This is a genomic window from Oceanimonas sp. CAM02 (genome assembly GCF_032842915.1).
Lineage (GTDB): Bacteria > Pseudomonadota > Gammaproteobacteria > Enterobacterales > Aeromonadaceae > Oceanimonas > Oceanimonas smirnovii.
This window is the reverse complement of sequence record NZ_JAWJBK010000041.1, coordinates 77581-92159: the sequence shown is the minus strand read 5'-3', so window position 1 is coordinate 92159 and position 14579 is coordinate 77581. Positions and strand designations below refer to the sequence as shown.

Below are 14579 nucleotides of genomic sequence, written 5' to 3'. Positions count from 1 at the left end.
TGGAGCGGGAAACGAGATTCGAACTCGCGACCCCAACCTTGGCAAGGTTGTGCTCTACCAGCTGAGCTATTCCCGCGTAATACTTTTTACTTGTGCATGGGGCCGCGGCGCGACCTTCATCAACTTCAGCAAGGTTAAGCTCTATATAAGCTGAGCTATTCCCGCAGATTTTAACTTGCTTCAAACACCGGTCTGGTAACCCGTGCTTTAAATTTGGAGCGGGAAACGAGATTCGAACTCGCGACCCCAACCTTGGCAAGGTTGTGCTCTACCAGCTGAGCTATTCCCGCGTAATACTTTTAACTGGTGCATGGAGCCGCGGCGCGACCCTCATCAACTTCAGCAAGGTTAAGCTCAATATCAGCTTAGCTATTCCTGCGCTGACTGTATTCAGTCTGTTGTAACCAGTGGCTTGCTTCGCAATTCCTCTTGGCTACGGGAGGCGTAGTATAAGCACGAACCGATCGAATGCAAGCATTTTTTAAAGCAGGTTAGCCGTTTGCTGAAATTGTCGCCAAACGACTAAAATCTGGCTGTTTTGCGTTTAAATGGTAAACACATGCCGGCGGTAGAACTGCAGTTCGGCAATGGACTCACGAATATCGTCCAGGGCCTGATGACTGCCTTTTTTGGTAAATTGCTCCAGCAGTTCCGGTTTCCAGCGGCGTACCAGCTCTTTTACCGTGCTCACATCCACATTGCGGTAGTGAAAAAAGGCTTCCAGCGCCGGCATGTGCCGCACCATAAAACGCCTGTCCTGACCGATGGAGTTACCACACAGGGGCGAGCTGCCTTCCGGCACCCACTGACGCAAAAACGCCAGCGTCTGTTTCACTGCTTCATCTTCAGTAATGGTGCTGGCCTGCACTCTGGCCACCAGGCCCGAGCCGGTATGAGTGTTCACGTTCCACTCGTCCATTTTGCCAAGCTCGGCTTCGCTCTGGTGAATAGCCAGCACAGGCCCTTCTGCCAGAATATTGAGATCCTTATCAGTCACTATGCTGGCAATTTCAATCACTCTGTGTTCATCGGGATCAAGACCGGTCATTTCCAGATCGATCCATACCAGGTTTTCTGCACTTTGCGTCATGGTTTGCGTTCCTGCGGCTTGGCAAATAAGGACAAGGTTGAACGGGAAAGTGTATCATAGCCGGCAGTAAAAACAGGTTCGAGGAACAGCGTGACCAAGAAGAAACGTCTGAGTAAAGGCCAGAAGCGCCGCGTTAGCGATAACCACAGCCGCCGCCTGAAAAAACAGCAGTCCGAAGTCATTGACGACACCCAGCTGGGTGCCCCGCAGGAAGGGGTGGTGATCAGCCGCTTTGGTCAGCATGCTGACATTGAAGACAGTGACGGTAACATTCATCGCTGCAATCTGCGCCGCACCCTGGGCTCGCTGGTAACCGGAGACCGTGTGGTATGGCGGCCCGGCACAGAGGCCTTGCAGGGCATCAGCGGCGTGGTGGAAGCAGTACACCCACGCACCACAGTGCTCACCCGCCCTGACTATTACGACGGCATCAAACCGGTGGCGGCCAATATCGATCAGATAGTAGTGGTATCTGCGGTGCTGCCGGAGCTGAGCTGCCATATCATCGACCGCTATCTGGTGGCCGCCGAAGATGTGGAAATGCCCCCCATGCTGGTGCTCAACAAGGTGGACCTGCTGAGCGACGAACAGCGCCGTGACGCTGAGCGCGATTTGCAGCGCTACCGCGACATTGGCTACCGGGTGCTGCTGGTGAGCTGTGACACCGGTGAAGGCCTGAATGAACTGCAACAGGCACTGAGCAGCCACACCAGTATTTTTGTGGGTCAGTCCGGTGTGGGCAAGTCGTCGCTGGTAAACGCCATCATGCCTGAGGTGGAAGCACAAACCGGTGCCGTGTCCGATAACTCCGGTCTGGGTCAGCACACTACCACCACGGCCCGGCTCTATCATTTTGCCGCCGGCGGCTCACTTATCGACTCTCCCGGCATTCGCGAGTTTTCTCTCTGGCATCTGGCTCCCGAGCGGGTGGCCTGGTGTTTTCGTGAGTTTCGCGATTATCTGGGCGGCTGCCGCTTTCGCGACTGCAAGCACGGCAGCGATCCGGGCTGCCTGCTGCAGCAGGCTGCGGCCGAGGGCCATATTCATGCAGAGCGGCTGGACAGCTATCACCGCATTATGGATGCCATGGCCGACAAGCCTGATCGCTATCACCCCAATTCCTGACGGTACTCAATCACAATGAAAGATCATCTGAAAATTTTGCTGCAATACCTGTTACCCAAGCACGCTCTGTCACGCCTGGTGGGCAAACTCGCCGCCGCCGAGGCCGGTGCTCTGACCCAGTGGCTGATCAAACAATTTATTCGCCGCTATAAGGTGGACATGAGCGAAGCTGCTTACAGCGAGCCGGAACACTATAAAAGCTTTAATGAATTTTTTACCCGCCCGCTGAAAGAAGACGCGCGCCCTTTGGTATCGGGCGACGAGGTGCTGGCCATGCCGGTAGACGGTGCCATCAGCCAGCTGGCACCCATTGAGCAGGGCCGTATTATTCAGGCCAAGGGCCATGACTTCAGTGCCCGCACCCTGCTCGGTGGCGACAAGGCGCTGGCTGCGCCCTTTATGAACGGTGACTTTGCCACCATTTATCTGGCCCCCAAAGACTATCACCGCATTCATATGCCGCTGGACGGCGTGCTCAAGACCATGGTGTATGTGCCCGGCGAACTGTTTTCGGTCAACCCGCTCACCGCTTCTCGCGTACCGGAGCTGTTTGCCCGCAACGAGCGGGTGGCATGTATTTTTGATACCAGCGCCGGCCCTATGGCCATGGTGCTGGTGGGGGCCACCATAGTGGCCAGCATTGAAACCGTCTGGGCCGGCACCGTGACGCCGCCGCCGGGCAAACGAGTGCAACGCTGGGACTATAATGCTGATACGGCTCCGCGCCTGGCCAAAGGTGATGAAATGGGCCGGTTCAAGCTGGGCAGCACGGTAGTGTGTTTATTCGGGCCAGATGCCGTCACGCTGAGTGAAACACTCACTCCCGGCACCAGCACCCGCATGGGCACCGAGTTCGGTCGTCTTGTTCAACCCTGATTAATCCAGCCCCGCTGAGAGAGGTTGCCGTGTTTGCCCCTGTACTGCTGTTTTTTATGCTGTTGTTGCTGCCGGCCCCGGTGCCGGCAGATCAAAGCGTAGCCGATATAGAAGCCTTGCTGAAGGAAGTTCCGGAAGGAGACAAGCCTGAGCTGCAAAAGCTGCGCGACAGTTATAATCAGGCGCTGCAGCTGGTACGGGAAGGAGAGCGCTACCGCAGTCAGACCGACAGCCTGCGCCAGTTTATGGAAGAATATCCGGCGGCACTGAAAAAACTGGAGCAACAAAAAGCCGGACTTAAAGGCACCTCCACCGAAAATATTCCGCTGCTCGACGGCGTGGATCTGGATCAGGCGCTGGTAGATGCTCAGGCCCGCCGGCTTGAGCTGCGCCGCCAGCGTGAAGAGCTGACCAACACCCTGAACCTGCAGGAGCTGAGCAATAGTGGCGTTCACAGTCAGCTCGACGAACTGCGCCAGCAGCTACGCCAGACTCAGCAAAATCTGGATCAGCAGCAATTTACCGAAAACCCCAGCCGCCAGCAAAATGCTAACCGCATTCTCAGCATGGTTCGCGAGCAGGCACTACAGCGGCGTATTCAGATGCTGGAGCTGGAGCAGCTGTCGGCGGGTAACCGGGATACTCTCAACAAGCTGCGGCTGGACATACTGCAATTCCGGCTGACCGATCTCGACAATTACATAGATGCCCTGCAAAACCGGCAGAATGAGTTGCGCCGGGCTACTACGGAAGCCGCCATTGCTGAAAGCGAACGGTTACTGGACGAAGTAGAAACTGACTCCCCCCTGCTTGCCCGGGAGCAGGAGCGCAATCAGCAGCTTTCCGTTACCCTGGCCGAGCGCAGCCGTACCATAGAGTCTTTACAGCTGGAAAATCAGGCGGTAGAAAGTGCTGTTAACGAACTCAGCACCCTTAAAAACAACCTGAAAGAACAGCTGGAATGGCTGGAAGTGAGCCGCGGTTTTGGTGAGAACCTGCGTAATCGCCTGAGCGAACTGCCCGCTCCCTACCCGCTGCACCAGCTGGAAGCCCGCATCGTGCAGAGCCGGGTAGACAGATATGGCTATCAGGAAGATTTTGATGATCTTGCCAATAACAGCTACCGCAACCGGTTGCTGACCCTGGAGCAGAGCCTGAGCGAAGAGCAGCAATTGTTGCTTGATGAACTGCTCACTACCCGGGCCCGCCTGCTGGAACGGCTGCTGGCGGTTACCGATAATGAAATTCATGAACAAACCCGGCTCAAGGTAGCCTACAGCCGGCAAAATGGTCAGCTGGAAGAAATTCGGGCCCTGACCGAAGAGCGGTTGTTCTGGCTGCCAGATCTGCGCCCGGTAGACAGTAATTTTCCTGCGGCCCTGATGGAAACCCTGGACTGGCTGACCCGTACCGCCACCTGGACCGCCCTGCCCCGCGCGCTGCAGCAGCAGGGAGGAGCGAGCCTGACGCTTTATGGCATCAGCTCCATGGTGGTGCTGTATTTGTGGCTGCTCAGCCGGCGCAGCCTGCGCGATTATCTGGCGCGCATCAGCCCGCGCATCGGTAATGTCACTCAGGACAAATACGGTTACACCTTTAATACCCTGCTGCTGAGTGTGCTTACCGCCCTGCCCATTACCGCGCTGTTGTCTTTGCTGTCTCATGCCATCGACTCACCACTGGCCTCTCCCATTGTGGTGTCACTTGCCGAAGCGCTGCGGGCGCTGATGCTGCCGGTATTTATTTTGCTGCTCATTGGTAACCTGACCCTGCCCAAGGGCCTGCTGGTGATGCACTTCAATCTTCCCGCCGAGCAGGTACGCCGGGTCTGGCGGCAATTCCGCACTCTGATGCTGAGTTTGCTGCCGATGTTGCTGCTGTTTTACACCGCCCGGGAGTTCAGGGAGTTTTCCCTTTATGACACCCTTGGCCGGCTGGCCTTTATTTACATCAGTGTGATGATCAGCCTGTTTTCCTGGCGGTTATACCGTCAGGATATGCCACTGCTGGTCTCCGCCCCTAAAAAGGAACACCTGACCCTGGCCAACCATCTGCTGTGGGGGCTGCTGATCACAGCCCCGCTGCTGGCCGGTGCCGCTGCCATCATGGGCTATCTGTTTACCGCCCACACTCTGCTGCGCCAGCTGGAAGTCTCGGTACTGGCCGGGCTGGGCTTTGTGATGGCTTATTATTCGGTTCGCCGCTGGATGCTGCTGCAGCGCCGGCGGCTGGCCTTTGAGCGTGCCAAGGCAAGGCGTGCCGAAATTCTGGCTCAGCGTAAAGAGAAAGAGCGGGACGAGCCTCAGGAGACGCCTCCCAGCCCGGAAGCGGAAGCCGCCGCTGTGGCCGAGGTGGATCTGGATGCCATCAGCGCTCAGTCTCTGGGGCTGCTGCGCTCGGTGCTGATGCTGGGCTATATTCTGACCCTGATGTTGCTGTGGTCAGAGATCAACACCGCGTTCAGTTTTCTCGACAGCATTGAAGTCTGGCATGTGTCCAGCAGTCTGGCCGGCGAAGATACCCTGGTGCCCATTTCCCTGAAAGATCTGGTGCTTGCCGTTTTTCTGGTGGTATTAACCCTGATCACCGCCCGCAACCTGCCGGGGCTGATGGAGCTGAGTGTGCTGCAGCATCTTAATCTGTCACCGGGTACCGGCTTTGCCATTACCACCATTTCCAAATATCTGGTGCTGCTGTTCGGGGCCTTTGCCACCTTTGCCATGCTGGGCATTGACTGGTCCAAGCTGCAATGGCTGGTGGCGGCGCTGTCGGTAGGGCTGGGTTTTGGTCTTCAGGAAATCTTTGCCAACTTTGTGTCGGGCCTGATCATTTTGTTTGAAAAGCCCATTCGAATCGGTGACACCGTTACCATTCGCGATCTCACCGGCACCATTTCCAAAATCAAAACCCGGGCCACCACCATAGTGGACTGGGACAGACGGGAAATTATCGTGCCCAACAAGGCCTTTATTACCGAGCAGTTTGTCAACTGGTCCCTGTCCGATGCCATTACCCGGGTCAAACTCTATGTACGGGTACGACTGGATGCGGATGTGGACACCGTGCAACGGCTGCTGCAGGACGCCATTGCCGAATGCAGCCTGATCCTTGATAACCCGGTGCCTGAAGCCTTTCTGGTGGAGCTGACCGACTCGGCGCTGGTGTATGAAGTGCGGGTCTATGTGAACGACATGGGCCATCGCATGCCCATGACCCACGAACTGCACAATTTGCTGCTGGAACGGCTGCGCCGCCATGATATTCGCATTCCGCATCAGCAGGTGGATATTCGCCTGGTGGGAGAGCATGGCCGCACATTCACGACCGCTGATGCCGATAACCCGGCCTGATGGGAGGCAATGATGATAAGAATACTGGCTCTGATATGGCTGCTGAGCGGCTGTGCCGCCCCTTACGATTATTCTGAAGAAGCCGACTTCAGCCGTTTTAACACAGTGGCTCTGAGCCCGGATATGGACACCACCTCGCTGGACGGTGCCCGCATTGCCGATGCTGCCAGGGCATTGTTACCCGTTAGCGGCCTGACCGTTACAGAAGCACCGCTGGCCTCGTTATGGCTCGACTATCGGCTGGACGAAGAGATGCGCCTGCTGACCACCATGCCCAATATGTTTGGCCGTAATGGCTTCTGGGAGGAAGAGCGGGTTTACGGGGCCCGCCGGGAGCTGCATCTGGTGCTGCGACTGACTCAGCCTGACACCGGCAAGGTGGTCTGGACCAGCCGCCACCCCGATGCTTTTCCGAGTGACGGCAGTCGCGGTCAGGAGCGCCGGGAGCATATTTATCAGCAGGTTGCCGAGCTGCTCGAGAACTACCCGCCGGCCCCTTAGAGGGGAGCTATAAGCGATCAGCTGGAAGCTGTAAGCAACACAGCGGTGCTTGCAATCACGGCGCCGTAACTGCGCTCCACACCGACCTGCTTATAGCTGACAGCTTAAAACTTAAAGCTGAAGTTTTACGCTCGGGTGACCGGAAAGGCGATCACCTGCTCCAGCCGGTCTGCTCCCAGCGCCAGCATCATCAGCCGGTCTATGCCCAGCGCCACACCGGCACAGTCGGGCAGGCCAGCCTGCAATGCCGCCAGCAGGTATTCATCCACCGGCTTGGCAGCAAGACCCCGCGCCCTGCGCAAATCATTATCCTGCTCAAAGCGGGCGCGCTGCTCGGCCGCATTGGTCAGTTCATGAAACCCATTGGCCAGCTCAATGCCTTTAAAATACACCTCAAAGCGCTCTGCCACCCGGGTATCAGACGGATTAATGCGCGCCAGTGCCGCCTGACTGGCAGGAAAGTCATACACAAAACAGGGCGCGGTCTGGCCAATCACAGGTTCAACCCCAAAGGCAAACAACAGCTGCAGCAGGGTATCGCGATCTTTTTCCTGCACCAGTAAATCATCAGCTCCCAGCCCCTTGCCGGCCTCACATAATTCATCAAGCGTCGCGGTCAGCGGGCAGACGCCCAAAATACGCTCAAACACACCGGCATAACTGATACGCTCGGGGGCAGCACAACCCAGCACTCCTTGCAGCAGCTCAGCCATTTCACCCATCAGTTTGTGATGATCAAAGCCGGGCCGGTACCACTCCAGCATGGTAAATTCGGGGTTATGCAAGCGGCCTGACTCTTCGTTACGGTAAGACTTACAGATTTGATAAATGGGCCCGCTGCCGGCCGCCAGCAGTCGTTTCATATGAAATTCCGGCGACGTCTGCAGGTAGAGCTGCTGACCCTGTGCCATGCCCGGCCCGACAAAATGAGTGACAAAGTTTTCCAGATGCAGATCCGTCACGCCCGCCGCCGCCATGGTAGGCGTATCTACCTCCAGTACGCCGCGTTTGGCAAAGAAGTCACGGATCCCGGAAAGCAATTCGGCACGCCGGCGCAGCAGGGTGACATCGGCGGTGGGAGACCAGGCAGGTATCGTCATAAAAATGCACTCGGTAAAAATGGCGAGTGTATCCGGAATCAGTCTTGACTGGCAGCCTTTGTATCTCCTTTCAGCTCGATCTGGTTGCCTTCAGGATCAAACAGGTAAATAGACAGCCCTTCTCCCTGAGCACCATAACGCATGGCCGGACGCTCACAGATAGCGCCGGACAAACTAAGGTAATTGAGCAAGGCATCAGGCTCGAAAGGATCGATACGCAAACAGAAATGATCCATATTGGCCCGGCAATGATCCGCCGCTTCTCCTTCGCCCCCAAGAGGACCGCGAATGTCGACCAGATCGATCAGCTGATCGCCGGCTCGCAGCTGATACAGTCCGATATCAGCTTTTTCCCGCTCCAGGGTGCACCCCAGTACCTTGCAGTAAAAATTCAGCATGCGCTGCGGATTACGCACCCGCAACACCAGATGATCCAATCCTGTGATCCTGAACATGACGCCGTCCTCACCCTGTGGTTTTTCCAATAATGACGCAATTTTAACCAGAACAAAAGCCCTTACTCTTCCTGGGTGAGCATTGTTGTCAGCAGCACTTCCCTCGCAAAAGCAACGTCAAAACCCCTGTGAATGGCCAGTGCAGAGCAAAGTAACAAGATGGTTTTGGCCTTGACTGACACTCCCGCAATAAAATATCTGAACTAAAGGTCAGGAATAGTTGCAAAAAAGTTCGTCGTGGCTAGAATGCCTAAAACCGGGGGCCTAAAAAACCCCCGGTTTTTTTGTGCCTGTCATTTACTGAGGTAATACCAATGCGTATCGAAGAAGACTTGAAACTGGGCTTTAGGGATGTGCTGTTTCGCCCCAAGCGCTCCACCCTTAACAGCCGTGCTCAGGTCGAGCTGAACAGGGAGTTCACCTTTAAGCATTCAGGTCGCCGCTGGTCTGGCGTACCGGTGATCGCCGCCAACATGGACACAGTCGCCACTTTTGAAATGGCCCGTGCCCTGGCCCGTCATGACATGCTGACCGCGGTTCACAAACACTACACCGTAGAACAATGGCAGGCCTTTGTTACCGAGTCCGGCACCGATGTGCTTGAGCACGTTATTGTCTCTACCGGCACTTCAGATAAAGACTTTGAAAAACTGCAGCAAATTCTGGCGCTGTCTGATGACCTGGGCTTTATCTGCATTGACGTGGCCAACGGCTACAGCGAGCACTTTGCTTCTTTTGTCTCCCGTGTGCGTGAGCAGTGCCCCAAGCACACCATTATTGCCGGCAACGTGGTGACCGGTGAAATGGTGGAAGAGCTGATCCTGTGCGGTGCCGACATTGTTAAAGTAGGCATTGGCCCCGGCTCAGTGTGCACCACCCGTGTTAAAACCGGCGTGGGCTACCCTCAGCTGTCGGCCATTATCGAGTGTGCCGATGCGGCCCACGGTCTGGGCGGTCAGATCATCGGTGACGGCGGCTGCACCTGCCCCGGCGATGTCGCCAAAGCCTTTGGCGGCGGTGCCGACTTCGTGATGCTGGGCGGTATGCTGGCGGCCCATGAAGAATGCGGTGGCGAGCTGATTGAGCGTGACGGCCAGCAATTTATGAAGTTCTACGGCATGAGCTCTGCCAGCGCCATGGACAAGCACGCCGGCGGTGTAGCCAAATACCGCGCAGCGGAAGGTAAAACCGTTGAACTGGCCTACCGTGGTCCGGTCGACAACACAGTGAACGACGTGCTCGGCGGCGTGCGCTCTACCTGCACCTATGTGGGTGCCCAGCGTCTGAAAGAACTGACCAAGCGCACCACCTTTATTCGCGTGCGCGAGCAGGAAAACAACGTTTACGGCAAGGAATAACAGCCAAATAACAGCTGTAAGCTGTAAGAAAGCAGTATGGAGTGCTAACAGTTGACACTGCTGCTTATCGAAGCAGCAGTGGGGATTGCCATAGCCGACCATTAAATGCCATGGATGGCATTTTCGAGCGATACATGGAGGTACTTGCAGCGTGTCGGCGGTGTGCAACCGCACTGATGCTTGGCGTTGCCTCCTTTCGAGCGGCTTACCACTGCTTTACATATAAAAAAGGCGCCCAAAGGCGCCTTTTTTATATGTAAAGCCAAAGCTTATTTTACGCGGGACACGTATTCGCCGGAGCGGGTATCTACACGCAGCACTTCACCGATTTGAATAAACAGCGGCACCCGCACCACGGCACCTGTGCTCAGGGTAGCAGGCTTGCCGCCGGTACCGGCAGTGTCACCTTTCAGGCCCGGATCGGTTTCTACCACTTCCAGCTCAACAAAGTTTGGCGGTGTCACGGAAATGGCAGCGTTATTCCACAGAGTCAGGGTGCATACATCCTGCTCTTTCAGCCACAGCTTGGTATCACCTACCGCCTTTTCATCGGCAGCAATCTGCTCAAATGTATCGTTATTCATGAAATGGTAGAACTCGCCATCGTTATAAAGATAGGCCAGCTCCACGTCCATTACGTCGGCAGCTTCTACGCTGTCGCCGGACTTAAAGGTTTTTTCCAGCACCTTGCCATTGAGCAGGCGGCGAATTTTTACGCGGTTGAAGGCCTGACCTTTGCCGGGCTTAACGAATTCGTTCTCGATAATGGCGCAAGGCTCGCCGTCCAGCATAATCTTGAGACCGGACTTGAATTCATTGGTACTATAAGAGGCCATTTTACCCTCGTAGATTGACAGAGTTGCAGAAAATGCCGGCAATGATACCCCTAAACGCGGGCGAATTACATATTCCCTGGCAAAAAGAGCTGGCCCGCGCCTTTACCAGACCCGAGCAGCTGCTGGACTATCTTGGTCTGGACAACACGCCCTGGCAGGAAGGCTTTGCCGCCCGCAAGTTGTTTTCCATGCGGGTGCCCCGCCCTTTTGCCGACAAAATGCGTCCGGGTGATCCAGACGATCCGCTGCTGCGCCAGGTACTGCCTCTTGTCGATGAGTTCACCGAAGTACCCGGCTTTATTACCGATCCGCTGGATGAGCACGACAGCGCCCTGCCCGGCCTGCTGCATAAATACCGCTCCCGCGTACTGCTGGTGCTGCGCGGTGGCTGCGCGGTGAACTGCCGCTATTGTTTCCGCCGTCATTTTCCCTATGAAGATAACAGCCCGGGCCAGGGCGGCTGGCAACCGGCGGCAGACTATATTGCAGCTCACCCTGAAATTAACGAGGTGATCCTCTCCGGCGGTGATCCTTTAATGGCCAAGGACGAGCATATTGCCGCCCTGCTGAACGAGCTTGAAACCATACCGCACCTGAAGCGACTGCGTATTCACAGCCGGCTGCCGGTGGTCATACCGGCACGGCTGACCGAGGCCCTGCGTGAGCGGCTGAGCCAAAGCCGGCTGCGGCCAGTACTGGTGCTGCACATTAACCATACCAACGAAATTGACGATGATCTGGCTGCCCGGCTGCACAGCTGGCAGCGTGCCGGCATCACTCTGCTGAACCAGAGCGTGCTGCTGGCCGGCGTGAATGACAATACCGACACCCTGGAAGCACTGTCGGAACGTCTGTTTGCTGCGGGTGTGCTGCCTTATTACCTGCATCAGCTCGATAAAGTAGCCGGAGCCGCTCATTTTGCCGTGAGCGATGACAAAGCCAGGGCACTGATGGCCGGACTGCTGGCACGGCTGCCGGGCTTTCTGGTGCCCCGCCTGGTACGTGAAATTGGCGGTGAAGTCAGCAAAACCCCTATTGATTTAATTCTGCAACCCAGTTAAGGAAACATTATGCACGACTCGGTAATAGATCGGCTGAACGATACGCTGAAAGAGCTGTACCATCAGGCCATAGATGCCGATAAAAAGCTCACCGCCCTGCGCACCAAGGGCCAGGCCAGGTTCAGTGCTGTGCTGAGCGAAGACAGCCAGTTCACTACGCATGCCGATCACTTTATGCCCTATGTAGCAGAGCTGGCTGATGAGCTGGAGATGCTGTCTTCCTGCTCAGAGGAAGAATATCAGGCGTTACTGGCACGTATGGTGCACAAAATTCAGCTGCTGGCTTCCACACTGAGTCAGTTTATGCGTCTGGACTAAGTTCAAAGTCGGTCAGTCTGGCGGGGCCTCCTCTGTGCTCCAGCCATTCCCGTACTTCCATGGCTTCCAGAGACGGACTGACATAAGGTCCCTGCAACAACGTGCAGCCCTCCATGGTGGTAACCAGACCGGCTTCTGCTGCCGAACTGATACCACAACACAATACCGGCAGCTTAAGCACCCGGGCCAGCTCAAACAAACGGGTAAGCTGCTCTCTGGCGCCGGCGCGCTGCTCAATACCACTGCACCAGAACGCATCCAGCTGCAGCCAGCTCAAGGGCAATTGCACCAGTTGCCCCCATTGTGAGCATCCGGATCCAAACTCTGTCAGCATCACCCTTATGCCCTGCTGCTGCAGTGCCGTCAGCACTGCCTCTGCCTGCTGGCCGGCTTGCTGCAGTTCAGCCTCTGTCAGCTCCATTATCAGCGCGTCTCCTCCCAGACCGTGGCGTTCAAGCAGGTTGGTAAGCCGCTCGCTCAACGACGCGCGCAACACCGACAGCGGTAACGGCAGCGAAATAAACAGCGCTGAATTAAACATTCGCCACTCGGGTAAACGCTCGGCAAGACGACAGACTGCCCATAGCAGCAGCCGCTCCGACAGCTGATACTGCTCTGTCATACGCTGCAGCTCGCTGCCGGCCACTTCACCAAAACGGGGATGCCGCCATTGCAGCGACAACCTCAGCCCGGCACATTCCCCGGACGGCGTAACCAGTGGATAGAACTGCAGTGTCAGACTGTCACTTGCCAGTGCCGCAGGCAAATCCCGCGCCAGCTGTTGCCGGCGCTCGGCATCTTTCAACAGTGATGAGTCAAAAATCACATAAGGCAGCTGATCCCGCCGGCACAGCTCCAGCGCCAGCTCAACACGAGCCAGCAGATCCACCATATTGTCAGCATCAGCCGGATATAATACGACGCCTATCTGAGGCGTAGGGTAAAAGTCATGGCCGCTGATGTTTTCCGCAGTGATCAGCTTCTGGCGGATTCGGGTAAGCTGAGCGCGAATTTCTGCCAGCTCCAGCATACCCTCTGTTGTCACAATCAGACCATCACGCCCGTAAGCCGATAAATGCTCGCCGGATAGAAGACATTGCCGTAACCGCTGTGCCAGTATCTGCTGTAACCTGTCTGCCACTTCAAAACCGAACTGCTGGCGAATGCGGGCCACCTCTTCCAGCTCAATCAGGGTAAGGCTAAAAGGCCGTTGACGGGCAATTAAATGCTCCAGCCGATAGTGCAGCGAAAAACGATTGGGCAGACCAGTGAGCGGATCATGCAGCAGACGCTTACGGTATCCCCATAATTCCATGGCCAGCATAAACAGCAGCAGCACGCCGCAGACGGCAAGACTCACAATACAGATATACAATTGCCGGCCCAGCTCACGGTAGGCCTGGTCATATTCCGCATAAAAAAGCACGTTACTGTGCATGGTGGCCGTCATGGTACGGGCCAGCGGCTCGGCATAAGGGCTGAGTTCCGCCAACAGCAACTGATAACCGGGCTCACCGGGACGAATCGCCTTGACCAGCGGCTCCATGCCACGAACCCTGTCTTCAATCTGCTGAATAAGCTGCCATAGATCAGGTCTGTCAGTCAGCGTGTCTTTCAGCTGCTGGCTGAGCAGCACCGGCGTTCGGCTCCATAAAATATCGTAACGCAGCATCAGTTCATCGTGGCTGATAGCCCCGGCATGAAGCAGCCGTACACCATCAAGAAAACGGTTCATCTCCAGCTTCAGCTGCATCAGGGACCAGGGCAGTTCATAGTTACGCTGCTCCAGCAAGGTGCTGTGCTGGCGTATATTCTGCAAAGAATATGCGGCCCCCAGACCAAATAGCAGCATGCATAGTGCAAGCAGCACTATGAGCGCCCGTTTAACCGAATGTGAAGCCCCCAGCGGATCCGTGCCGGGAACAGGAATAAACAATCTTTTCACTGAAGTGCCGTTTTTACTGTGATATGTCTGAGCTGCCAGGCCATATAGTGCAAAAATTCAGCCTGCTGTATTTCAGACAGACGATGATAAGGCAGCATCAGCCATAACGGACCTTTATTGCGCCGGCTCATGATAACGCCATCCTCACTCCAGGCCAGCACGGGTTGATAAGGAGCCAGCTGCTGCCAGTCAACGGCGACACTGAAGCCGTTCAGAGCCTGCAGATACAAAGTATGAATATCTTGTCCGGCAAACAAATTCGCCAGCAGGGCTGATAAATCTGCGCCTCTGTAGGTATGGAGCTGTTCAGACCAGGGATGCTGGGTTGTGATTTCTTTCCCGGGCAGAGCCTGCAGTTGAGACAGCGTAAATTCTGCCAGCTCATGGTGATGGCCATCTTGTGTCATGCTACCGGAAATACTGAGTATAACCGGCTCCCGGGCCAGCGTTCCCCATGATATCAGACACAAAATCATAACAGCGATGTGCTTCATGGTGTTTCACCTGGCTGATGTGAACGATAAAAACACCGGTCATCATACCCAAAATACACCAGACAACAGA

13 protein-coding genes and 2 tRNA genes are annotated in these 14579 nt (G+C 55.9%); 7 read left to right on the top strand and 8 right to left on the bottom strand.

Annotation, left to right across the window (positions count from 1 at the left end; all coding sequences use genetic code 11):
* The 3 genes from R0I78_RS14850 to orn form a co-directional block, all read right to left on the bottom strand.
* A tRNA-Gly gene (locus tag R0I78_RS14850) sits at positions 1-76 on the bottom strand.
* 138 nt (positions 77-214) lie between these two features.
* Positions 215-290, bottom strand: a tRNA-Gly gene (locus R0I78_RS14845).
* Between the two features lie 254 nt (positions 291-544).
* Positions 545-1090 (bottom strand): oligoribonuclease, encoded by a 546-nt coding sequence (gene orn / locus R0I78_RS14840; protein WP_317075867.1) that lies wholly within the window; start codon positions 1088-1090, stop codon positions 545-547.
* Positions 1091-1180: 90 nt separating this feature from the next.
* Between orn and rsgA the strand changes: the two genes are divergently transcribed.
* The 4 genes from rsgA to R0I78_RS14820 are packed head-to-tail and all read left to right on the top strand — an operon-like array spanning position 1181 to position 6942.
* Positions 1181-2215 (top strand): small ribosomal subunit biogenesis GTPase RsgA, encoded by a 1035-nt coding sequence (gene rsgA / locus R0I78_RS14835; protein WP_317075866.1) that lies wholly within the window; start codon positions 1181-1183, stop codon positions 2213-2215.
* 15 nt (positions 2216-2230) lie between these two features.
* A complete protein-coding gene (asd, locus tag R0I78_RS14830) occupies positions 2231-3091 on the top strand; it encodes an archaetidylserine decarboxylase (RefSeq protein WP_317075865.1) in 861 nt (286 codons plus the stop codon).
* A gap of 29 nt (positions 3092-3120) precedes the next feature.
* The gene (gene mscM, locus R0I78_RS14825; RefSeq protein ID WP_317075864.1) at positions 3121-6441 is read left to right on the top strand and encodes a miniconductance mechanosensitive channel MscM; all 3321 of its coding nucleotides are present in this window, start codon (positions 3121-3123) and stop codon (positions 6439-6441) included.
* 12 nt (positions 6442-6453) lie between these two features.
* Positions 6454-6942, top strand: a complete 489-nt coding sequence (locus R0I78_RS14820) for a DUF4136 domain-containing protein (RefSeq protein WP_317075863.1) — start codon at positions 6454-6456, stop codon at positions 6940-6942.
* Positions 6943-7067: 125 nt separating this feature from the next.
* On the opposite strand, the gene epmA is transcribed toward R0I78_RS14820, so the two are convergent.
* Both epmA and R0I78_RS14810 read right to left on the bottom strand, forming a co-directional pair.
* Positions 7068-8042 carry an elongation factor P--(R)-beta-lysine ligase gene (epmA, locus tag R0I78_RS14815; protein ID WP_317075862.1) on the bottom strand — a complete coding sequence of 325 codons (975 nt, stop codon included), beginning with the start codon at positions 8040-8042 and terminating at the stop codon, positions 7068-7070.
* Positions 8043-8080: 38 nt separating this feature from the next.
* Entirely contained in the window at positions 8081-8497 is a 417-nt protein-coding gene (locus tag R0I78_RS14810) for a VOC family protein (protein WP_317075861.1), read from the bottom strand.
* Positions 8498-8811: 314 nt separating this feature from the next.
* On the opposite strand from R0I78_RS14810, the gene R0I78_RS14805 reads away from it, so the two are divergent.
* The gene (locus tag R0I78_RS14805) at positions 8812-9855 is read left to right on the top strand and encodes a GMP reductase (RefSeq protein ID WP_019935290.1); all 1044 of its coding nucleotides are present in this window, start codon (positions 8812-8814) and stop codon (positions 9853-9855) included.
* A gap of 269 nt (positions 9856-10124) precedes the next feature.
* Here R0I78_RS14805 and efp read toward each other — a convergent pair whose 3' ends face one another.
* Positions 10125-10691 (bottom strand): elongation factor P, encoded by a 567-nt coding sequence (efp, locus tag R0I78_RS14800; RefSeq protein ID WP_019935289.1) that lies wholly within the window; start codon positions 10689-10691, stop codon positions 10125-10127.
* Between the two features lie 41 nt (positions 10692-10732).
* Between efp and epmB the strand changes: the two genes are divergently transcribed.
* Both epmB and priC read left to right on the top strand, forming a co-directional pair.
* Positions 10733-11752 (top strand): EF-P beta-lysylation protein EpmB, encoded by a 1020-nt coding sequence (gene epmB / locus R0I78_RS14795; protein ID WP_317075860.1) that lies wholly within the window; start codon positions 10733-10735, stop codon positions 11750-11752.
* 9 nt (positions 11753-11761) lie between these two features.
* Entirely contained in the window at positions 11762-12070 is a 309-nt protein-coding gene (priC, locus tag R0I78_RS14790; RefSeq protein ID WP_317075859.1) for a primosomal replication protein PriC, read from the top strand.
* Here priC and R0I78_RS14785 read toward each other — a convergent pair.
* Positions 12054-14015: an EAL domain-containing protein gene (locus R0I78_RS14785; RefSeq protein ID WP_317075858.1), complete on the bottom strand. Its 1962-nt coding sequence runs from the start codon at positions 14013-14015 to the stop codon at positions 12054-12056. The two genes, priC and R0I78_RS14785, sit on opposite strands and share 17 nt — an antisense overlap.
* Positions 14012-14509 (bottom strand): molybdopterin-binding protein, encoded by a 498-nt coding sequence (locus R0I78_RS14780; RefSeq protein WP_317075857.1) that lies wholly within the window; start codon positions 14507-14509, stop codon positions 14012-14014. The genes R0I78_RS14785 and R0I78_RS14780 overlap by 4 nt, the downstream gene beginning before the upstream one ends.
* Positions 14510-14579 lie beyond the last annotated feature (70 nt).